Annotated in this window: 24 protein-coding genes; 4 read left to right on the top strand and 20 right to left on the bottom strand. The window is 49.3% G+C overall.

Annotated elements, in window-relative coordinates; translation table 11 throughout:
- The first annotated feature begins 76 nt into the window (after positions 1–76).
- From AC6R0R_RS04130 to AC6R0R_RS04115, 4 genes are all read left to right on the top strand, one after another.
- Complete coding sequence (locus AC6R0R_RS04130; RefSeq protein WP_334551485.1) at positions 77–583, top strand: sigma-70 family RNA polymerase sigma factor; 507 nt, start codon at positions 77–79, stop codon at positions 581–583.
- The gene (locus AC6R0R_RS04125; protein ID WP_500625785.1) at positions 576–1,307 is read left to right on the top strand and encodes a DUF3379 domain-containing protein; all 732 of its coding nucleotides are present in this window, start codon (positions 576–578) and stop codon (positions 1,305–1,307) included. Before AC6R0R_RS04130 ends, AC6R0R_RS04125 begins: the two co-directional genes overlap by 8 nt.
- Positions 1,308–1,571: 264 nt before the next feature.
- Complete coding sequence (locus tag AC6R0R_RS04120; RefSeq protein ID WP_500625784.1) at positions 1,572–2,870, top strand: outer membrane protein transport protein; 1,299 nt, start codon at positions 1,572–1,574, stop codon at positions 2,868–2,870.
- A gap of 298 nt (positions 2,871–3,168) precedes the next feature.
- Entirely contained in the window at positions 3,169–4,434 is a 1,266-nt protein-coding gene (locus tag AC6R0R_RS04115) for an outer membrane protein transport protein (protein ID WP_500625783.1), read from the top strand.
- Positions 4,435–4,516: 82 nt separating this feature from the next.
- On the opposite strand, the gene AC6R0R_RS04110 is transcribed toward AC6R0R_RS04115, so the two are convergent.
- From AC6R0R_RS04110 to AC6R0R_RS04015, 20 genes are all read right to left on the bottom strand, one after another.
- The gene (locus AC6R0R_RS04110) at positions 4,517–5,275 is read right to left on the bottom strand and encodes an MlaA family lipoprotein (protein WP_500625782.1); all 759 of its coding nucleotides are present in this window, start codon (positions 5,273–5,275) and stop codon (positions 4,517–4,519) included.
- Positions 5,276–5,341: 66 nt separating this feature from the next.
- Complete coding sequence (gene ccmI, locus AC6R0R_RS04105; RefSeq protein ID WP_500625781.1) at positions 5,342–6,559, bottom strand: c-type cytochrome biogenesis protein CcmI; 1,218 nt, start codon at positions 6,557–6,559, stop codon at positions 5,342–5,344.
- Positions 6,556–7,062, bottom strand: a complete 507-nt coding sequence (locus AC6R0R_RS04100; protein ID WP_500625780.1) for a cytochrome c-type biogenesis protein — start codon at positions 7,060–7,062, stop codon at positions 6,556–6,558. The genes ccmI and AC6R0R_RS04100 overlap by 4 nt, the downstream gene beginning before the upstream one ends.
- Entirely contained in the window at positions 7,059–7,613 is a 555-nt protein-coding gene (locus tag AC6R0R_RS04095; RefSeq protein WP_500625779.1) for a DsbE family thiol:disulfide interchange protein, read from the bottom strand. The genes AC6R0R_RS04100 and AC6R0R_RS04095 overlap by 4 nt, the downstream gene beginning before the upstream one ends.
- Complete coding sequence (locus tag AC6R0R_RS04090) at positions 7,610–9,568, bottom strand: heme lyase CcmF/NrfE family subunit (protein WP_500625778.1); 1,959 nt, start codon at positions 9,566–9,568, stop codon at positions 7,610–7,612. The genes AC6R0R_RS04095 and AC6R0R_RS04090 overlap by 4 nt, the downstream gene beginning before the upstream one ends.
- Complete coding sequence (ccmE, locus tag AC6R0R_RS04085) at positions 9,565–10,050, bottom strand: cytochrome c maturation protein CcmE (protein WP_334551092.1); 486 nt, start codon at positions 10,048–10,050, stop codon at positions 9,565–9,567. Before ccmE ends, AC6R0R_RS04090 begins: the two co-directional genes overlap by 4 nt.
- Positions 10,047–10,253, bottom strand: a complete 207-nt coding sequence (ccmD, locus tag AC6R0R_RS04080) for a heme exporter protein CcmD (RefSeq protein WP_334551093.1) — start codon at positions 10,251–10,253, stop codon at positions 10,047–10,049. Before ccmD ends, ccmE begins: the two co-directional genes overlap by 4 nt.
- A gap of 2 nt (positions 10,254–10,255) precedes the next feature.
- Positions 10,256–11,038 carry a heme ABC transporter permease gene (locus AC6R0R_RS04075; RefSeq protein WP_500625777.1) on the bottom strand — a complete coding sequence of 261 codons (783 nt, stop codon included), beginning with the start codon at positions 11,036–11,038 and terminating at the stop codon, positions 10,256–10,258.
- A gap of 141 nt (positions 11,039–11,179) precedes the next feature.
- On the bottom strand, positions 11,180–11,848 hold the full coding sequence (gene ccmB / locus AC6R0R_RS04070) for a heme exporter protein CcmB (RefSeq protein ID WP_334551096.1): 669 nt from the start codon (positions 11,846–11,848) through the stop codon (positions 11,180–11,182).
- A 2-nt stretch (positions 11,849–11,850) separates the two neighbouring features.
- Positions 11,851–12,471, bottom strand: coding sequence for a cytochrome c biogenesis heme-transporting ATPase CcmA (gene ccmA, locus AC6R0R_RS04065; protein WP_500625776.1), 621 nt, complete (start codon positions 12,469–12,471; stop codon positions 11,851–11,853).
- A gap of 252 nt (positions 12,472–12,723) precedes the next feature.
- Positions 12,724–13,212, bottom strand: coding sequence for a DUF2802 domain-containing protein (locus AC6R0R_RS04060; protein ID WP_500625775.1), 489 nt, complete (start codon positions 13,210–13,212; stop codon positions 12,724–12,726).
- Complete coding sequence (locus AC6R0R_RS04055) at positions 13,212–13,706, bottom strand: chemotaxis protein CheW (protein WP_006959436.1); 495 nt, start codon at positions 13,704–13,706, stop codon at positions 13,212–13,214. Before AC6R0R_RS04055 ends, AC6R0R_RS04060 begins: the two co-directional genes overlap by 1 nt.
- 37 nt (positions 13,707–13,743) lie before the next feature.
- Positions 13,744–14,820, bottom strand: a complete 1,077-nt coding sequence (locus AC6R0R_RS04050) for a chemotaxis protein CheW (protein WP_500625774.1) — start codon at positions 14,818–14,820, stop codon at positions 13,744–13,746.
- A complete protein-coding gene (locus AC6R0R_RS04045; RefSeq protein WP_487903592.1) occupies positions 14,813–15,589 on the bottom strand; it encodes a ParA family protein in 777 nt (258 codons plus the stop codon). Before AC6R0R_RS04045 ends, AC6R0R_RS04050 begins: the two co-directional genes overlap by 8 nt.
- Positions 15,590–15,599: 10 nt before the next feature.
- Complete coding sequence (locus tag AC6R0R_RS04040; RefSeq protein ID WP_500625773.1) at positions 15,600–16,736, bottom strand: protein-glutamate methylesterase/protein-glutamine glutaminase; 1,137 nt, start codon at positions 16,734–16,736, stop codon at positions 15,600–15,602.
- A 24-nt stretch (positions 16,737–16,760) separates the two neighbouring features.
- Positions 16,761–19,019, bottom strand: a complete 2,259-nt coding sequence (locus tag AC6R0R_RS04035; protein ID WP_500625772.1) for a chemotaxis protein CheA — start codon at positions 19,017–19,019, stop codon at positions 16,761–16,763.
- A 9-nt stretch (positions 19,020–19,028) separates the two neighbouring features.
- A complete protein-coding gene (locus tag AC6R0R_RS04030; protein ID WP_500625771.1) occupies positions 19,029–19,748 on the bottom strand; it encodes a protein phosphatase CheZ in 720 nt (239 codons plus the stop codon).
- Positions 19,749–19,789: 41 nt separating this feature from the next.
- On the bottom strand, positions 19,790–20,158 hold the full coding sequence (gene cheY, locus AC6R0R_RS04025; protein ID WP_017635949.1) for a chemotaxis response regulator CheY: 369 nt from the start codon (positions 20,156–20,158) through the stop codon (positions 19,790–19,792).
- A 44-nt stretch (positions 20,159–20,202) separates the two neighbouring features.
- On the bottom strand, positions 20,203–20,937 hold the full coding sequence (locus AC6R0R_RS04020; RefSeq protein WP_334551111.1) for an RNA polymerase sigma factor FliA: 735 nt from the start codon (positions 20,935–20,937) through the stop codon (positions 20,203–20,205).
- Positions 20,930–21,817 carry a MinD/ParA family protein gene (locus AC6R0R_RS04015; RefSeq protein ID WP_334551112.1) on the bottom strand — a complete coding sequence of 296 codons (888 nt, stop codon included), beginning with the start codon at positions 21,815–21,817 and terminating at the stop codon, positions 20,930–20,932. Before AC6R0R_RS04015 ends, AC6R0R_RS04020 begins: the two co-directional genes overlap by 8 nt.
- Between the last annotated feature and the right edge of the window lies 1 nt (position 21,818).

Raw genomic sequence — 21,818 nt, 5'->3', positions numbered from 1 at the left:
AGCATACTAGGAGGCTCGTGTGTCAATAATTTCGTTTTTTGGAAAGAAAAAGTCCGACACTCCGGTCAACTCGGATATGGACAGACAAAGAAAATATGAAGCGCTGGTTCGTGCCTATCACCGAGATCTCTATCGCTATGCGTATTGGCTCTGCAAAGACCCAACCATAGCGGAAGATTTGGTGCAGGAAACCTGCCTAAGGGCTTGGAAGTCACTGGACAGTTTGCAAGATGAAAAGGCCGCCAAGTCTTGGCTGATCACCATCTTGCGCCGTGAGAACGCGCGTCGTTTTGAGCGTAAGCAGTTTGATCTCGTGGATATCGATGATTACAGCGGCGAAGCCAAAGTGAGCGATGACCCACATCATCAAACCCAGTGGATCCAAGCGCAAATCATGAAGCTAGAAGAAGAATACCGTGAACCTCTCTTCCTTCAAGTGGTAGGAGGGTTCAGTGGTGAAGAGATTGGCGAGATTTTGTCTTTGAACAAAAACACCGTCATGACACGGCTTTTTCGAGCGCGTAACCAACTTAAAGAGATGTTAGATTCTGATGACAGCGCAAGGGGGCAAAAAAATGGATGAGTTAGAATTCCGTCGTCGTATTATGTCCGACCCAAAACAGCGTGACTCACAAATCAACGAAGCGATCAAAGCCGAGAGCAAGAATGCCAAGTTTGCCGATGATATTCTTGAACTCGATACCCTAATTGCCAATGCCATGAAGGTCGATGTACCCGATGGGCTTGCTGACCGCATTTTGTTTAATCAATCCGCGGCAATCAAAGAAGACAATGTCGTTCGCCCAACCTTCGTCAAACGAGCTATGGCAATGGCGGCCTCGGTCGCGTTTGTCGCTGGTCTACTGGTTGGCCAAGTCAACTGGGGCAATTTAGTGGTATCCCCCGCGAACGCCAATTTAGCGGATACCGCTATTCAACATGTGTTTGATGAAAAAGGCTTCGTGTTTGTGTTGGATGAACAAGTGCAATCGTCGCAAATCAACGCCAAAATGGTGCCGTTTAAAAAACACTTGATTGAGCAGTTCCCTTACCATGTCTACTATCTTAACCACTGTGGCTTTGGCGACTCCAATGCGGTGCATATGGTCTTTAAAGGGACGCAAGGCAAAGTGACGCTGTTCTTAACCGGTATCGCCAGTGACAAAGCCTTTGCCTTTGAGAAACAGGGTATGGCGGGCATTGTTGAACCGATTGGCAACAACAGCCTGATTCTGGTTGGAGACAAAGGCGAAGATGTGGCTCACATCGCGCAAACCTTGATGGATATCATCAAGCCGATGAGTTAACAAGCTGATAACATTTTGTGAGCAAGATCATGGCCTGAGATTCCCTCTCGGGCCATTTTTTTAGCATAAAATTAGAGCTTACACTCTAAAAACGGCCATTTTGTAGGATTTTCCTGCCAGATAACCGTCATTTCACTAATTTTATCTGCCAACTACACAATGGTCGGATATGTATCTCCTATAATTGCCTCTAGGATCAGCCACCACTGAGCTTTTGCTCAAATATAACGTCCGAAAGAGACGAACAAAAAGGAAAAAGCACAAATGAACAAGACGCGTCTGTTTAAAAAATCACTGTTAGCAGTGACGATCGCATCAACGGCAATGGCTTCACAGCAAGCGATGGCCGCCGGTTTCCAACTTAACGCACAATCAGCGACCGGCCTTGGCCGTGCATTCGCAGGTGATGCGGTTATTGCTGATAATGCCTCAGTAATGGCACGTAACCCAGCAGCGATGGCGCTGTTTGATGAAACATCTTTATCTCTAGGTTTTGTATCAATCACCTCAATGATCGAAGTAAAGGATGCTACATACCAAGGAACTACTGCACCAACTGGAACTTCTGCAAATTATGATGATGCAGGTGACACGTCAATTGCCCCAAATATCCATCTAATTGTACCTGTTAACGAACAGTTTGCTTGGGGTATCAACGCCTACACTAACTTCGGTACTAAAACGGAATTCTCAGATGATTATGCCGCATCAGAATACGGTGGTTTGACGGACGTGAAAAGTTTTAACCTAGGCCTAGCTGGTTCATACCGAGCGAACAAACAATGGAGTTTCGGTGCTGGGTTGGATCTTATCTACGGTAAAGGAGAACTTAAACGCTCAATAACACTACCTAACAATGTAGTTTCTCCAACGGGTGTTGGTACATACACAGCCCTAGACACAAAAGCTGACGGCTGGGCGGTAGGGTTTAACTTAGGTACTGTTTTCGAGCTTGATGATAAGAACCGCTTTGGTCTTGCTTACCGTTATAGTCCAAAACTAGAAGCTGAGGGTGACATCACTGGTTTAGGTGTAAATCCTCTGACGGGAGATTTGGTCAACGTAACCTACAAAAATGATACTCTAAATATGCCCCTACCAGACATTATAGAGTTCTCTGGTTACCACCGCTTAGATGACAAATTCGCAGTCCACTACTCCGTTCAATGGATCGGTTGGAGTGCATTCGATAAACTCGAAGCTGATAACGCTGGTGTACTGAACACTTACGAGTGGCAGAATGGTATGCACTACTCCATTGGTGGTACTTATTATATGAACAAAGATTGGACACTCCGTGCAGGCTATATGCATGATACCAGTGCTCAAGATGAGATTACTTCAATCTCAGTGCCAGACTCGGACAGAAACTGGTTATCCGCTGGTTTTACTTACCATATCGACAACAAGTCAAATGTTGACTTCGGATTTACGTACTTGTTAGGTGATGACGTAAAAGTCGAAGAAACAACTGTCATCAATGGAACGACGGTTTCAGCAGTAAGCGGCACAACACACGCAGACGCGATTCTGGTCGGCCTACAATACAGCCGTAGCTTCTAAGCACAGCGAACACGCTATACCTTCAAAGGCCGCTCTCGCGGCCTTTTTTAATTTTTGCATTCAATCACTTCACTTCCCATTCAGGCTACACGTGTAACCTGAACCCTCCGATTGACCCTACAGATGTACGCTCAATTTTAGAAACACACCATTAACAAACAACATTTAAACTATATATTTTTATAATGATTAGTTTTTTATTCCAAAAACCATCAATGGCTCGTTTTTTATTTTTAAAGTGTTTGCTCTAACTTTATCATCACACGACCAAAGTCAACGACAATCAGCGAACATAAAAATGAAAACCAATAAAACACTTCTTTCTCTTGCAGTGGCTGGCACTCTGATGACCAGCGCCACACACGTGTCTGCGGCTGGCTTTCAGCTCGCCGAGTACTCCGCAACTGGCCTAGGTCGAGCGTACGCTGGTGAAGCCGCGATGGCAGACAACGCCAGTGCGCAATGGCGCAACCCTGCCATGCTGACTTATCTAAAAGGGACGCAGCTCTCTGTGGGCGCTGTGTATGTTGATCCGAATGTGGATATTAGTGGGACAAGTACCATTTCAGGTACAGAGATACCAGCTAACAGCGATGATTTCGCTCATGATGCGGTCATTCCTAACCTGTACCTGTCACATCAATATTCAGACAGATTGGCAGTCGGTTTTGCACTAGGCACAAACTATGGAATGGAAACCGATCTGGGTTCCGACTTTGCTGCCGTGAACTTTGGCAATGAAGCCAGCGTTATCACGATGGAAGCGAATTTGAATCTCGCTTATCAAATCAATGATGCGGTCAGCGTCGGTGGTGGTCTAAGGTACATTGACGCTGAAGGCAGTTTCGGTGCCATCATTCCTAAACAATTAGGCGCAGCGGCTGGTACAACGCTAAAGTACATGGAAGGCGATGATACTGCTTGGGCTTGGCAAGTAGGGACAGTATGGCAAGTAGATTCAAACAACCGCGTTGGTTTTGCCTACAAATCTGAAGTCGATTTGACGTTAGAAGGCTATGCGACGGGTGCAGGGTTTGGCCTGCCTACTGGCACAAATAAACCAGGTTCTATGGACCTTGCTCTTCCTGCGACCGCTGAGTTAGCGAGCTACCATCAGCTCAACGATAAGTTGGCCGTACATGCAAGCATAAATTGGACGGACTGGAGCAGCTTTGAAAAACTGGTTGCAGACTTCCCTGGTGAATCTAGTGTAGAAATCAAGCAAGAGAATTGGGAAGATAACTTCCGCTACGCGCTTGGTACGACATACCAATACTCAAATAAACTAACACTTCGCTCAGGTATCGCCTACGATACGTCTGCTGTCAGCGAAGACAATCGTACCGCGACAATCCCAGAAACAGATCGACTATGGTTAAGCATTGGCGCTGGGTACCAGTGGAGCGAGCAACTTAATTTTGATGCCGGTTTTACATACATTTTTGCTAAAGACGCAAAAATGTATGAGGATGAGCAACCCGCTGCTACTTATGGCGGTGTATTTGAGGGTGAAGTTACTGGCAATGTCATCATCGTCGGTGTACAAGCGAACTACACCTTCTAACGCATTCCCTTAAATACTTCTCCTTTATACGAAAAGGGCTTGGTCAGTGACCAAGCCCTTTTACTTTCTCAACGTCAAGTAGTCAGAAATCTTGTAGATATTCATCAAGATAGGCTTCTTCTTCCTCATTGAACGCTTCTTTTTCTATCTCGGCGTTAAAGTCTTGGCGTTGAAGATACGCATCACGCGTCAGTGCGTAAGGGTCCGGAGAGTTTTCCAACATCACTTCTTGATTCACCAGCGCTGCACGGGTTTCCATCCCTTCCAGGGCCCATTTACCTAACGCGCCCCAAAAATTCAGCAACGAAAGTGGTACGTAAGCACTGTCGACAAAATCGGCGGTCTCTCGCACTGTCCAAGGGCCATAGCCCGGCACCATGACATAGGGTCCATTTCCGACCCCGTAGTGACCCACCGCATCACTGAACGTTTTTTCGTTGTGGTCGGTGATACCCGCCGCAGACGCCACGTCAATCAAACCCAGCAAACCCAGCGTACTGTTGATCAGGAATCGATTAAAGTGATCGAGCGCTTTTTCACCATTGCCCATAACCAGGTTGTTGATCACGCTAGATGGCTCATCTAAGTTGCCTAAGAAGTTCCCGATACCAGAACGAATCGGCGTCGGAACATAACCAACGTAGGCGAGCGATACGGGTCGAACCAAGTAAGGATCTAAGTAATCGTAATTAAGGGTCCACATGGTTCGGTTAAACCCTTCGATGGGATCGTACGGACCAGAGTCGTCATAAGCCGAGGAAGCATCAGGCTGGCTAGCACACCCTGACATCACTAACGCTGAGCAAAGTAACAGTCCGGTTCGAGACGTTTTATCTATCATTATTATCTCTTTCCATGAAAAAAGCCGGTCGTGACCGGCTTTTTGTTAATCCATAAGCATTGGGAATTAGTATTGCTTATCTATTAGCACTTCAACTGGTTCCCCTATCTTAACCGCTTCGCTCTCGCCAAACCAGTCCCCTGCTTTAGTGGCAACATTGCCATCGCTGTCAATGCGCACACGCACCATCAACGCATCGAGCGATGAGAGTTTACGCGCCTCTAACATGCTGTTGCTGTCATCCAACACGACAGTGCGCGGGAAGCTCCCAACGGGGTAACGCGCTGCTGCGACTGGCATAGGCGCGCCATCGGCGCTGTGCACAGACACAATCAGCGAAGCATTCGGATCCGCTTGTACGCTAGGGTCAAGCGCAATCGTCACCGCCACAGATTGACCGTTACCTATCGCTTGCCCCATCTGCTGGCGTGCGTTGTCAATACTGCGCGAGAGCATCTCATAGCGACTATCCTCAGGGCCGATCATCTGCTGCATCACGCCCCAATAACGAATCGCCGCTGGGAAGTCCTGACGCTCGTAAGCATCAAACGCGAGCAAAGAGAACACACGCAAGTCGACATACTCTTGCTGAACCAACTCGGCAAGCAAGGTACGAGCGCGGTTTTGATCAAACTCATCTTGAGAGAGCATCAAGGCTTGAGCATAACCCAGTTGAACATCGGTGTTCTCGGGTTCTAGACGATAGGCTTTTTTCATCGCACCGATCGCCGTATCCACATCGCGATTAGCGAGGCCAATGCGACCGAGTAGCAACCAACCCGTTGAATCATCCGGTTGATAATGAAGGCGGGTTCTCAACGCCAAGGTTAAGTCTTTCATCTCATCGTCGCTCAAGCTGGCGCCTTCCGGCGACATGAGCTTTTTCGATAGCGCAGGCAAGTTTGCACTCACTTGCTGCCATTCGTTGACTTGATTAGCACCACCAAACTGGAAATACATCGCATAAGAGAGCGCAATGACCAGCGCAAATGATGGCACTAGCACCCAGACCGGCTTGATAGTCGCGCTATCAGCGCCCACCTCTTTGGCAGGGATGTCATCGAGCAGGGATTGCTTAAGGTCGTCGATCAGCTCTTGTTGGTTCTCCACCAAGCCTTCATCGGTTTCTTCAGCAAGTTCCGAGAGACGGTCTTTGTAAAACGCTTTATTGAGCTCGTCACGCAGACGGACATCTTGGTTCTCTGTGCGTCGAATGAAAGGCAAAGCAACCAGCAAGCAGCTCATGACGATTAAAATGACTGAGGCTACCCAAAATAGTGTCATTTGTGTTTATCTCCATCATTTTGTTCATCAAGAAGTGCTTTCAGTCGCGCTTCCTTATCGGCGCTCCATTGCTCATCGGATACACTCTTTACTTTGCTTTTTCTGCTGCGAAGAACAATCAGCGCAAAGCCCAAGACCACCACACACAGCGGGCCAAGCCACAGAATCGAGGTGGCCAGCGTGAACGGCGGTTTGTAAGTCACAAAATTGCCGTAGCGCGCGATCATGTAATCAACAATCTCTTGCTTCGATTTGCCGTCTTTAGTCATTTCGTACACTTTTTGCCGCAAATCGACCGCGAGTTCCGCGTTAGAGTCCGCAATGGTGTTGTTTTGACATTTCGGACAGCGCAAGGTGTGCCCGAGCTCCTTAAACTGCTGCTCTTGCTCGAGAGTCTCAAATTCATACACCTCGATGGCCGCCTTCGCTGCCATCGAGAGCGTCAATGCCGTCATGAGCATCAAAGTTAAAAGCCAAAAGGGGGAAACGCTCTTTCGAATCATTGTACTGCTTCCTCAACCATACGTTGGTACATTGGCCCTAGCTTCTCTGCCCAGTTGCGTGCGTTCACATCACCCACATGGCGGTACTGAATCACGCCATTTGCATCAATGAGGAACGTCTCTGGCGCGCCATAAACACCAAGATCGAGGCCCAGCATGCCATTGCTATCAAACAGGCTGATGAGATACGGGTTACCGAGATCATTGAGCCAACCGACCGCCTTGGTGCGATCGTCCTTGTAGTTCAGTCCGATGATTTTAACGCCTTGACTAGCCAACTCATTAAGATACTGATGCTCGGCATAGCACGTAGGGCACCACGTCGCCCAGACATTGAGTAGCAAAGGCTCGCCAACAAAAATCTGTTGATCGTACAGTTTGCCGGGTTCCGCCAAATCTTCTAAGCGAAACTCTGGCACCGTTTTACCGACCAAGACCGACTCCAATTTTGTGGGGTCATCACCATGTTGGTTTTTGATGAGCTGGGTGGCAAAAACGCTCACCAGCCCCAAAAAGGCTACCAAGGGAATAAACAGTAGCTTCTTACTCATGATGCCTCCTGCTGGGTATTCTTTCTAAATCGGTAACGCTTATCGCTGATGGCAATCGCACCGCCGAGCGACATGAACAGAGCCCCCGCCCAAATCCAACGCACAAACGGTTTGTAGTAAATACGCACGGCCCAAGATTTGTTGTCGTCGAGTTGCTCGCCCATCGCGATGTAGAGATCGCGCGTTATCCCTCGATCGATCGCCGCTTCAGTCATCATAGAGCGCGCCGTGCGGTAGAAGCGTTTCTCCGCATGTAAGGTATTGATGTATTTGCCGTTGAGGGTTATTTCAAAATCGGCAATATAGCCATCATAGTTGGGGCCATCTTTGTCTCGTAAGCCTTCAAAATAGAAGTCATAACCTTGAATTTGGAAATGCTCGCCAGGTGCCAAACGGACATCACGCTCGATACTGTAGTTTTGCACCATCGCGATACCAATAATCGAAACCGCAAGACCGATGTGGCCCAACATCATCGCCCAGTGACTGCGCTGAAGTTTTTTCACACCGCTCCAGAAAGGGTGACGGTGCGTCGCCCTTTGGTAGAGCTCAAAGCCATGCAGCAAGATGATCCACAGTGCCATCACCCAACCGATATACGCCATTACTAAGAACTGATCGGCCAACCACACAGTGAACAAGGCAGCGAGCAACAAAGAAGCCACGCCAGAAATAAGCATCGGCATTTTGACGGTTTTGAGGTTGTCTCGCTTCCAGCGGATCAGCGGTCCAATACCGAGGAAGAAGGCAAACGGCACCATCAACCAGGCAAACAGCATGTCAAAGAATGGCGCACCAATGGAGACAGAGCCTAACCCGATTTGCTTATGAACGAGCGGCAATAAGGTCCCAACCAACACCACCACTAAGGCCGCAATCAGCAACACGTTGTTAACCAACAGCGCATTTTCACGTGATACCAACTCGAAGTTGCCACGCACACGAACCGACGCGCCTTTGAGCGCAAACAAAAGCAGTGAGCCGCCGATAACAAACACCAAGAAGCCAAGGATAAACATCCCGCGTGATGGATCGGAGGCGAAAGCGTGCACCGAGACAAGAATGCCGGAGCGCACTAAGAAGGTGCCCAATAAGCTGAGCGAGAATGCCGATATAGCCAGTAGCACTGTCCACGCTTTGAACGTGCCGCGTTTTTCGGTCACAGCGAGTGAGTGCATCAGCGCAGTCCCTGCAAGCCAAGGCATGAAAGAGGCGTTTTCAACTGGATCCCAGAACCACCAGCCTCCCCAACCTAACTCGTAGTAAGCCCACCATGAGCCTAACGCAATACCCAGTGTGAGGAAAAGCCAAGCGGCGGTTGTCCAAGGACGAGACCAACGCGCCCATGCTGTATCAAGTCGGCCGGTCATCAGCGAGGCGATCGCAAATGAGAAAGCAACCGAAAAGCCTACGTACCCCATGTAGAGCATGGGTGGGTGGATGATCAAGCCAGGGTCTTGCAGTAACGGGTTTAAATCGCGGCCATCGACCGGGAAATACGGCAATGTACGCAAAAATGGGTTCGAGGTGACGATGATAAACAGCAAGAAGCCTACCGTGATAAGCCCCATCACCGCCAGTACACGTGCGACCGACTCTTGTGGCATGCCTCGACTAAAGCTCGCCACCGCAACCGTCCAACCCGCTTGGATAAGAACCCACAGCAGCAATGAGCCTTCATGGGCGCCCCAAACCGCGGTCAATCGATAGTACCAAGGCAATTGCGTGTTGGAGTTGCTTGCCACATAGTTCAAGGTGAAATCGTTGGTATAAAACGCCCACAACAAGATGGCAAACGACACCAACAGCAGCAAGAACATCCCCCAAGAGAGCGGCCTTGCAGTGTTCATCAAAAGCGTATTGTTACGCGATGCACCGACCAGTGGCAAAATGCTCAACAGCACTGCCATGGCGAGAGAAATAATCAGCGCAAAATGGCCAATCTCAGCAATCATTGGTCACTTCCTTGTTTTTGCTCTTGAGTGTACTGAAGCGGTTCGTGGGTCTTCTTCATCGCTTCGGCCACTTCAGGCGGCATGTACTCTTCGTCGTGCTTCGCTAACACTTCAAACGCCTCGATGGTAGTCGCGTTTTTTAGTACGCCTTGCGCCACGATCCCTTGCCCCTCGCGAAATAGGTCAGGCAAAATGCCATCGTAGTAAATGGTCACTTTCGGGCCGATATCATGTAAGTCAAACGATACACGCAGAGATTGCGGATCGCGCTTAACTGACCCTTCTACCACCATGCCACCAATGCGAAGGCGTTGACCCACTTCTGGTTTGGTGCCATCTGGCTTACCGTTAACCAACTCGGTTGGTGTATAGAAAAGATCCATGTTTTGGTTTAGGGCATAGAGCATCAAACCCACGGTCGCAGAGATGCCGACAAAAATAGCGAGGACAATACTGAGTCTCTTTTTACGTCTTGGGTTCATAAGGTGTTCTCCAAATTTTTCGCCGCTTCGATTCGTGCTTGGCGGTCTACTTTTGCTTTCACATCGCGCAAGATGCCTTTGCCACGCTTCACACTGACCACCCAGAGTATCCACATCGACAAAAACGTGATTCCAAACGCACTCCACACATAGCCGGCATAACCGCCCATTGCCCAAAAATCACTTAAGCTATCAAAATGCATGGTTAGGCCTCCTGCTTGGATTCTTTTTTGGCGGATGGTTCTGTAGCGAACCGTTCTGTGGCGAGTTGAACCACCCACGGGCGGTGGCTCTCTTTAGCCAAAATTTCATTTCTCAAGCGAACCATGGTCAAGCTGGCAAAGAAAAACGCAAAACCAAAGATGTTCAAGAGTAAAGGCCACAGCATGTTCGCCGAGATAGAAGGCTTTTCGAACTTGGTAATGGTGGCGCCCTGATGCAAGGTGTTCCACCATTCCACTGAGAAGTGAATGATAGGCAAATTAACCACACCAACAATCGCTAAAATACCGGCTGCTTTGGCGGCGGTTTTTTGATCATCAAACGCGTGATACAGAGCAATCACGCCAAGGTAGAGAAACAACAGAATCAGCTCAGATGTTAGGCGAGCGTCCCATACCCACCATGTACCCCACATCGGTTTGCCCCACACGGCCCCCGTTAGTAAGGCGATGAAGGTGTACACCGCGCCAATTGGCGCCATCGCAGAGGCTGCCATATCCGATAAGCGGACTTGCCACACCAATCCGATAAACGCGGCAATCGCCATCGACATGTAGACGCCCATCGACCAGATCGCAGAGGGTACATGGATATAGATGATTCTAAAACTGTCGCCTTGTTGGTAGTCAGAAGGCGCAAAGGCCAGCCCCCACACGGTTCCGGCGATGAGACACACCAAGGCTAAAACGGAAAACCAAGGTAAGCACTTACCGCACAATCGGTAAGCGGCTTCTGGCTTGGCATAAGGATGGAGCCATTTCCACATCGTTTTACTCACTCTTACTTCTGGGCACCGTCCCGCAAAATTCATCAACGGGTCGGTCGGTTTATTTATTGTCGTTATGTTTGATTTATGACCATTATGTCATGTATAGAAAGGGAATTTTTCGTGCTTGATTCAAAACAATCAAGTCACACTTACCCTAAGTGCTGCACTGATCGCAAATGGCGTTAACGTCATCGATCCCATCAGCATGGCACCAAGTATCGCCAACTGTCCGTTATACGCCATGCCAAGCGATGCCGCATCAATCGCGGAGGTCGCAAAAATCAAAATAGGTATATAGAGCGGCAGCACCAATAAACTCAGCAGCACGCCACCTTTCTGCAGACCAACAGTCAGCGCAACGCCTATCGCTCCAATAAAGCTCAGCGTGGGCGTACCAATCAAGAGTGTGAGCACGACACCAAGCCAAGTATTAAAATCCAGCGATAGTAATATGGCGAGCAGCGGGCTAATCAGAATGAGCGGCAATCCCGTTAACAGCCAGTGCGCCAACACCTTTGACATCACCACCAGCGGCAATGGAATGGGCATCAGCATCATCTGCTCAAGTGAACCGTCTTGGAAGTCATCCCTAAACAGGCGCTCCAAGGAGAGCAGCGCCGACAACAGTGCCGCGACCCAAACGATGCCTGCAGCAATGCGAGCCAACAAATTGGGCTCTGGCCCGATGCTGAGCGGAAAGAGCGTGATGACAATAATAAAGAACCACAATGGGTTAAAAATATCCGCTTGACGGCGAAACGCGATCAGCAACTCACGGCGAATTATCGTGTTCATAGCTGCGAGCATGGCTAGTCACCTAACTTAATTTTTCTAAGGATGGGATTGTCGGCAAACATGTCTTGGTGGGTTGTCAAAATCACTATGCCCCCTTGCTCTGCATGTTGCAAAAAGAGCGCTTCCAACACCTTGACGCCTTGCTTATCGATGGCCGTGAGAGGCTCATCTAAAATCCACAATTTATGTTCACTGAGCCACAACCTTGCCAATGCTACTCGCCGCTGCTGCCCCGCAGACAGCTGCCCCACTGGGACATCCTCTCGCCCTGCCAGTCCAACTTTGACCAAAGCGTTATAGATATCGGTTTTCGTGAGCGCTTGCTGGCTGTGCAGGCCGAGATAAAAACGCAAATTTTCGTACGCGGTGAGTTCGCGCTTGATGCCGGTCTGGTGGCCGAGAAACAGCAAGTCTTGATGGAAAGCTTCACGATTGGAGAGCACAGATTCACCACGCCAAGTAATGTCTCCGCACTCTTTGTCACCAAGACCAGTAATAATGCGCAGCAACGTCGTTTTTCCGGTGCCGTTGCGCCCTTCAATTTGTACTAATTCACCTGGCTCTATATCGAAAGAGAGCGATTCAAACAACACTCTTTCATCTCGGATCGCCGTCAGTTGCGAGACTTGTAACATGTATGACCAATCAACCATTTTCGAGCCGCTAGTTTACCACAGCCTTTTCACGACAAAACTACCAACACTGACCTAGGCTCACGAAACTACGTAAGATTCTGTTAATAATTGATTATGTTTATGCTTTCGGTGTGAAAATTGTGATTTACAGCGATGTGAATTTCACACTCTACCCCTTATGGGTAAGGTGAAAGAAAAAAGGATGCCTGAATGGGCATCCTCAATATTTGTGACACTGTTAATTTGATAATGTCACTTTCGTACCGGGCGTTTGCGCGCCTCTTGACGTCTTGGTGTGCTCTGGAGTGGAGGAATCTTCTCCTCTCCCGCTAATTTCTTCTGTAATGACATCATCAGCTCCGCTTCCGCCTTGGGAAGCTCACACTGCTCAATCAACTCATCCAAATCAGCCCCGAGTTGAACCATTTTGGTCGCTCTTGAATAGAGACGCCCATCACTGTCCTCTTGCTCAAGTTCTGTCACGCGTTCATTGAGGTGCTGAATGATGTCCTGCTGCTCGCTGATCCTTTGTCCAAGCCCAACAACAACCGAGCGCACTTCTAAAAGCTGCTTATTGGCCTTTTGCAGCTCTCTATCAAAATGCCGTTGCTGCTGGCGAAAATGATCGGCCGTTCTCACTTGACCTCGCTTGAGGCGAAACAGCGCAAGCAAAAGAAACAAAAAGACGAACGCCACCGCCCCTGCTAACACAGGTGCGGGAGCTACAGCGAAGATATCCATTATAGGTGAGCCATCTCATCCCATTCTTCGTCAGTCAACAGCTTGTTCAAGTCCACAAGGATAAGCAGCTTACCATCACGGTTGCTCACACCCTGAATGAACTTGGCGCTTTCGTCAGTGCCGACACTTGGAGTTGTATCGATTTCAGAAGAACGGAGGTAAACCACTTCAGCCACACTATCAACCAGAATACCGATCACTTGGTGCTCAGACTCAATCACAATGATGCGAGTGTTGTCGGTGATCTCACCTTCCATGAGACCAAAACGTGAACGCGTATCGATAACAGTGACGACGTTACCACGAAGATTGATAATACCCAGTACATAATCTGGCGCACCCGGTACTGGCGCGATTTCGGTGTAACGCAGCACTTCACGCACTTGCATTACGTTAATACCGTAAGTTTCTTCTTCTAGTTGGAACGTCACCCACTGAAGTACTTCGTCATTGGACTGGTCTTTTCTTACTTCGACTTCATTCGTTTGAGACATACCTATTCCTCTCTGCCCAAATTGGCCTTAAATGAACTTATTTATCTAGTGCTTTAACATCAAGTCCTGCATTAAGCATAGCTATCAATGCCTCAACGTGAACCAAAGCACACATTTTTTCTTTTACCATACCCGCAAGCCACGGACGTTTCCCGGCCGTCACACGCCAGCGGACCTTTTCAGGGCTGAGCGACTCAGTACCCAGCAATTGCGTGCTTGCTAGTCCCCAAAGGCTCTCACCAAGCATGACAATGTATTGATATTCGTCTTTATGGCTATCATCTTTCAGCTTTTCGGCCATCACCCATTTCGCGGTATCCACCACATCAAGCTGAGAATCCCGATTGGTTTGTAAACCCAAATACCAAGTTGGTCGACCAATTAAATGATTCAGATCGCCAATACGGTGAATGCCGCCAAGCTCATCGAGTGGCACCGCAAAGGTCACGCCATTCACCTCAAAGTAGAGTACCTGAAACGATACGTGACGCTCGGTGCTTTGCCAGTTATCTAGTGCATTGCCACTGGATGTCTCGAGTTCGCTCTGCACCTCGACCGTGGATTCAATATGCTGATCCACTTCAGCAATCGGCACCTCTGCGACAGGAACCTCAGCGATGGACGCCTCATCGACCACCTCAGTTAGTGGCGGTTCGAAATTCGCAACGTCCTCTTCGACGAACGCCTCCACCTCTTGTGTCGGGGCTACAGGTTCATCGATCACCCAATCTTGAATCTCTTCGACTTCTGGCTTCACAATGTCAGGTTCAACCTGAGCAATCGCAGCCGTATTCTGCTCCATGACCTCTTCTAATTGTAAGTCAGCAACAGGATTCGTCGACTCGAGCTGTTTGAGCAGCCTTTCTACGTCTTCAAGATTGGGCACTTCCAAATCGACCGTCGACTGTAAGATGTAGCTGTTTTCAGCCACGGGCTGCACTTGTGGCTCTGGCTCCCATGACGCTTCAACCGCATGCATTGGCTCGACTGTGTCCGACGATTCATCTTGTGGCGCGGCGACCTGAGTCTCTTCTAGCTCCACCTCTTCGTCGAGCAAAGCGGCAAAATAATCATCCAGTGCCTGTTCACCTGACAGCAACGCGTTGTTACTCATTGAGCGCTAACCTCTCTAAATGAATCAACAGCTGCTTGTAGGCAAACACACCGCGACTGCCTGCCGCAAAGTGTGAGACAGGTAAATGCTTTAAGCTCGCATCACGAAATTTGGTATCAATCGGAATGGCCGAAGACCACACCTGATTCGGGTAATCTTTCTTAAGCTGCTGCAGGGTTTGCAGCGACGCGCGAGTCCGCTTGTCGTACATGGTGGGGACTATCGTCACTTTGAATGCACGATTACGAGACTTCTGCATGATCGCCAACGTGCGAACCATGCGCTCTAAGCCTTTCATGGCCAAAAACTCGGTCTGAACCGGAATCAAAATTCGATCGCTCGCCGCCAAAGCATTGACCATCATCACCCCTAAGATAGGTGGGCAATCAATCAACACATAATCGTATTGATCTCGAATCGCGAGCAAAGCGCGCTTTAGAATTAACCCCATACCGCTGCGGTTACCCATCACGCGATCCAGGGTCGCTAAAGACATGTGCGCCGGAATCAGATCAATGCCTTCAATGTCCGAGTTCATGATCAAAGGGTTGACGGTGCTTGGGGTATAATCCTTGAGCTGAAAAAGATCAAACAAACTGGCAGGTACGCTGTCGGAATCATAACCAAGATAGGTCGTCAAAGAGGCATGCGGATCGGTATCGACCAATAACACCCGTTTACCTTGCTGGCTTAATAAGCCCGCCAGCGTAATGGTGGTGGTGGTTTTGCCTACGCCGCCTTTTTGGTTTGCAATACTCCAAACTATCATGTCGCCACCTCTACGCGAGTCCAAGCTCAACCAACATTCGCTCTGGAATGCGGTCTAGAGGTAGATCTTCACTGGAGAGTCCGGCTCTAGCCACAGCTTGAGGCATGCCATACACCACACAGCTCTCTTCATCCTGCGCCCAAATCGTTGCGCCGGCATTTTTCAGCATTCGTGCGCCTTCGCGACCATCCGCCCCCATACCCGTCAGGACCATCGACAACACTTGATCACCATACACTTTGGCTGCACTGCCAAAGGTGACATCGACACAAGGTTTGTAGTTCATCCGCTCACCGCCATCGATCACACGCAGTTTAGCGCTACCTGGGCGGCCATCAATCATCATCTGCATACCACCTGGCGCGAGATACGCCACGCCTGGTCTTAGCATATCGCCATCTTCTGCTTCTTTAACGGTGATTTTACACAGCGAGTTTAAGCGACTAGCAAACGCCGCGGTAAACGTCGCAGGCATGTGCTGAATAAGCACAATCGGATGCGGATAGTTTGCAGGCAGTTTGGTGAGAATTTTTTGCAAGGCGACCGGGCCACCGGTGGAAGTTCCGATAGCCGTTAACTGATATTTTTTACCACTGGCTTTAAAGCGCGTCGCATTCACCGCCGGACGCGACGGTGTGGCGGCGCTTGGTGCCGTTCTTGCTGCTGAGGTCGATCGAAGCGCAGATGAGGTCGGCGTACTTCTTGGCGCGGGCGTCGCCGGTTTTGCCACCGGACGGCGCATAAAGGTTCGACGCGAAGCGATTTGCAACACTCTTTGTTGCAGTAACGTCACCGCTTCATCTCGATTGCGCGCGATGTCTTCAAACTTTTTCGGCAAAAAGTCCAACGCTCCGGCTTCCAGCGCATCGAGGGTCGCTTTCGCACCATCGTGCGTCAATGATGAAAACATCAAAATCGGAACAGGACTTTGCGCCATAATTTCGCGGACGGCAGTGATGCCGTCCATAATAGGCATTTCGATGTCCATAGTGATGACGTCAGGCTTAAGCGACAGTGCTTTTTGCACCGCCTCTTTGCCGTTGGTTGCGACATCCATCACTTCAAGCTTAGGCTCAGAGTTAATGATCTCGCTAACACGACGGCGAAAGAAGCTCGAATCGTCAACAACTAATACTTTGATTGCCATATAAATCCTTCTATTTACGCACCGTTAGATGCGTGATGCCGCTGCGTACTGTTTCAGCAGATCAGGCACATCAAGAATCAAAGCAATGTGACCATCACTGGTAATCGTTGCCCCCGCCATACCCGGCGTCCCTTGCAACAACTTATCAAGCGGCTTGATGACGACTTCTTCTTGTCCAATCAAGGTATCCACAACAAAGCCAACACGCTGGCTTCCTAGTTGAACGATAACCACATGACCATGCCCTTTACGTAGCTCGACTTTCCCCGCACTCGGCGCTAGCCAGTTTTGCAGATAGAACAGCGGAATAGATTTGTCTCGAACAATGATCGTCAACTGGCCATCGACGACGTTGGTGCGGCTTAAATCCAAATGGAAGATCTCGTTGACACTTGCCAAAGGCAACGCAAATGGATGCCCGGCCACCCCAACCATCAAGGTTGGCAAAATCGCCAGTGTCAGAGGTACTTTGATCGTAATCTTGGTGCCTTTACCGAGCTCTGAGTCAATATCGATCGAGCCGTTTAAGGTATTGATGGCCGTTTTCACCACGTCCATACCCACACCGCGACCAGAGATGTCAGAAATCTTCTCTTTACTTGAGAAACCTGGCATGAAGATCAGGTTGAAACACTCTTTGTCGGTAAGGCGAGACGCTGCGTCTTCATCCATCATGCCACGTTTAACGGCAATCGCACGGAGCTTATCTGGGTCCATACCGCCACCGTCGTCGACAATAGCCAGCTCAATATGATCACCTTCTTGCGAGGCAGACAGAATCACTTTACCCGTGCGCGGCTTGCCAGCGGCAACGCGATCGTCGGGCATTTCTACACCGTGATCCACCGAGTTTCGAACCAAGTGGATCAATGGATCGGCAAGCGCCTCAACTAGGTTTTTATCTAAATCTGTCTCTTCACCGCGCATTTCCAGCGTGATGTCTTTATTCAGGCTACGCGCCAAGTCTCGAACCACTCGCGGGAAACGACCAAACACTTTCTTGATCGGCTGCATGCGCGTTTTCATTACCGCGCCTTGCAAGTCCGCAGTGACAACGTCTAAGTTCGCGACCGCTTTGGACATCTCTTCATCGTTGCTATTAAGCCCCAAACTGAGTAAGCGGTTACGCACCAACACTAGCTCGCCCACCATGTTCATGATGACATCGAGGGTCGAAGTATCCACACGGACCGTGGCTTCCGCTTGAGGTTTCTTGGCCGGAGCAGACGCCTCTCTCTTCGCTGGAGGTGGCGCTGCCTCTGCCTTCGCGGCAGGGGCTGGTTTTGCAGCAGGCTGCGCTTTCGGAGCCGCCGCTGGAGCCGGTTGACTTGGTGCAGAAGACTGGGGTGCAGAAGGTGGCGTCGCAGCAGGTTTAGGTGGCACTGGCTTCGTGGCCGCTTCGAGTTCTTCCACTGATGGACCTTTACCTGCACCATGCAGGTTGTCCAACAGCTTCTCGAACTCTTCATCAGTCATTAAATCGCCATCACCAGCCGCTGGGCTCGGTGTTGGAGGTGGCGGCGGAGCAGACGCCGCTGCCGCTTCATTTTCACCTGGTCCTTTGCCGACCCCATGAAGTTCATCAAGCAGCTTTTCAAATTCATCATCGGTGATATCACCGCTCATGTCTGCACTTGGCGCTGGAGCAGCTGATGACTGCGCTTCGGCTTCTTTACCGGGTGCACTACCCTTGCCGTGAAGCTCATCAAGTAGCTTTTCAAATTCGTCTTGGGTGATTTCGTCGATAGAACCGCCAGAGCCTGACGGGGCTGCATCTGCAGTTGGCGCTTCCCCGATAGGTTCTTCGACTACAGGTTCTTCGACAACAACCGGCTCTTCGACGACAGGCTCAGGCTCAACGGGCGCTTCGGCTTGGGGCACCTCATCTTCTGAAGCCGGTTTGCTTAGACGATGAAGTTCATCAAGAAGCGCAGGGTCAGCAGGCGTTAACGGGTCTCTGTCTTGGACAGCCTGAAACTGTTCATTGACGGTGTCGAGTGCTTGCAGCATGGTATCCATCAAGCCAGAATCGACCTGACGCTGGCCATTACGCAGGGTATCAAACACATTCTCTGCGCCGTGACATGTGTCAACAAGCTCAGTCAAAGAGAGAAACCCTGCGCCCCCTTTCACCGTGTGGAAACCACGGAAAATGGCGTTGAGCAAATCTCTGTCATCTGGGTTGTTTTCCAATTCTACCAACTGCTCAGACAGTAGTTCTAGAATCTCACCCGCTTCTACCAAAAAGTCCTGAAGAATATCTTCGTCTAAATCAAAGCTCATATGTTACCTCTAAAACCCAAGACTAGAGAGCAAGTCGTCCACTTCGTCTTGTGATGAAACGGCATCATCCCTTTCATGAGGGTTAAGGATTGGCCCTTCCGGATCCGTAGATGCTTTATTCTTGTTATCTGTGCTGCCTTCCAACTGGCTTGCGCCAAACGCAGTGAGTATCTCAACTAATCGTGCTTCAACTTCACTAACCAAAGTAATCACGCGTCTAATAATTTGTCCGGTCAAATCTTGGAAATCTTGAGCCATCAGTATTTCCGTCAACTGACCGCGTAACTCTGAACTGTCGCCTTCGACTTGACCGAGCAGGTCATCAATGCGATGGCACAAGGCTTTGAACTCTGCAAGGTCAATGCGCCCGTGCATCAATTCGTTCCACTGAGGACGTACCTTCAGTAGCCCTTCGTGCAGATTGTCTGCAATCGGCATACAACGGTCGACGGCATCCATGGTTTTGTTCGCGGCGACTTCTGTCTTGTCAATGACGTATTGGAGGCGATCCCTTGCATCAGGAATTTCGTCATTCGCGATTTCGTTAACTCGTTCGCTCAGCGTAAACTGCTTGATAGACTCGTGCAGATCACGGGTTAACTCGCCAATCTCTTGAAGCATCGGATTGGCATTTGATTCATGAATGTCTTTAACAAGAAGGTCTGCTTCCTGCTGTTGACCGTTTTCTAATAGTTCGACAAGTTGTTTTGCCTGTTCTAATGAAATCATTCTGAATTTGGCCTATTGCGCCACGTCGTCAATTCCTTGACTTATAAACGCTCAAAAATTTTGTCTAGTTTTTCTTTTAGTGTTGCCGCGGTAAATGGCTTAACGATGTAGCCGTTCACACCCGCTTGTGCCGCCTCAATGATCTGTTCACGCTTTGCTTCCGCAGTAATCATCAAAACAGGAAGGTGCTTAAGCTCAGCATCGGCGCGAATGTGCTTGAGCAGGTCAATGCCTTGCATGCCTGGCATGTTCCAGTCGGTCACGACAAAGTCGAAATCACCTTTTTTCAGCATAGGTAACGCAGTCAAACCATCGTCGGCTTCTTGAGTGTTATTAAAACCCAAGTCACGAAGTAAGTTCTTAACGATTCGGCGCATTGTTGAAAAGTCATCAACAATTAGGATTTTCATGTTTTTATTCAAAATTGCCTCCACTGAGTTTGATATCAGTGATGTTAGTCATTATTTGTCCAAGCACTCAACTTTGTGCGTAGACGTTGCATTGATTGGCTTAGTATCTGGCTAACGCGTGACTCGCTAACCCCAATTACCTCACCGATTTCTTTCAAGTTTAACTCTTCATCGTAATAAAGCGAAAGTACTAGTGCCTCTCGTTCTGGTAGAGATTTGATCGAGTCGACAAGTGCGGTGCGAAAATACTCATCTGCCACCCCTTTAAAAGGGACATTGTCTTCCTCTTGGTCCTCAGGCGAAATCGAATCTTCCGAGACCCCTAAGTCCTCTATCCCAACCAAACGTGAACAGTTAATGTCCGTTAGTATGGTGTGGTACTGATCCAGGCTGATGCCCATAAACTGCGCCACTTCCGCATCGGTTGGGTCTCGATTAAGTTGCCCTTCCAACGATGCGATAGCTTGACTGATTTCTCGGTTGTTCTTATGCACAGAGCGAGGAACCCAGTCTCCACGTCGGATGTCATCCAACATCGCGCCTCGAATCCGTATGCCTGCATACGTTTCAAAACTGGCGCCTTTACTACCATCGTAGTTTTTTTGTGCCTCTAGCAGACCAATCATGCCCGCCTGAATAAGATCTTCTACCTGCACACTCGGAGGCAAACGTCCAAGCAAATGGTGAGCAATACGCTTCACCAACACCGAGTATTTTTCTAAAAACGCTCGCTGGCTATCGTGATTGGCATATTGGTCGTAGGTCAGGGCCTTATTCACCAAACGGTTCCTCTAGCATCTCATTCTTATTTACTAAGCGTTCTACAAAAAACTCAAGATGTCCACTCGGCACTTTCGGAATTGGCCAAGTGAGCGCTTTACTGGCCAATGAACCGATGGCGAGAGCCGCAGGGGAGCGCGGGAAGGCGTCCACAACAATCTTTTGCTTTTTAACAGCTTGTCGAACTTTATCATCTAAAGGAATACATGCTACGAGCTCAAGACTCACATTCAAGAATCGCTCTGTGACCAAGGTCAACTTTGCGAACAATTCTCGGCCTTCTCGATAGCTTCTGACCATATTTGCAACAATTTTGAATCGCTGCACTTGGTGGTCCTTGTTCAATAGTTTAATTAAAGCATACGCATCGGTAATTGACGTAGGTTCATCACACACGACGACAACCACATCTTGGGCCGCGCGCGAAAAACTCACTACCATATCAGAAATGCCTGCCGCTGTATCAATCAACAGCACATCCATTTCGTCTTCGAGACTGCCAAAAGCGCGAATCAAGCCCACATGTTGCGCGTGGGAAAGTTCGGTCATCGACTGTGTCCCTGATGTTGCAGGAATGATGCGAATACCGTGTGGCCCTTCAACGATGGCGTCTTGCAGGTCACACTCTCCGGCCAATACATGGCCTAAATTGCGTTTAGGTCGAATGCCGAGCATCACGTCCACGTTGGCCAGACCTAAGTCTGCATCGAGCACCATGACTTTTTTGCCTTGGCGCGCCATACAAATTGCCATGCCTAAGGTTACGTTTGACTTACCAACTCCGCCTTTGCCTCCGGTTACCGAAATAACTTTAGTCAACGAGGGTTGGGTTAAGCGGCGTAGCCCGCTAGCTTGGTCTTGAATCATATTCTTCGTCATA

It is taken from the genome of Vibrio sp. R12-SW3-ISO1 (genome assembly GCF_059834005.1).
This window is presented reverse-complemented; position numbering and strand designations above follow the sequence as displayed.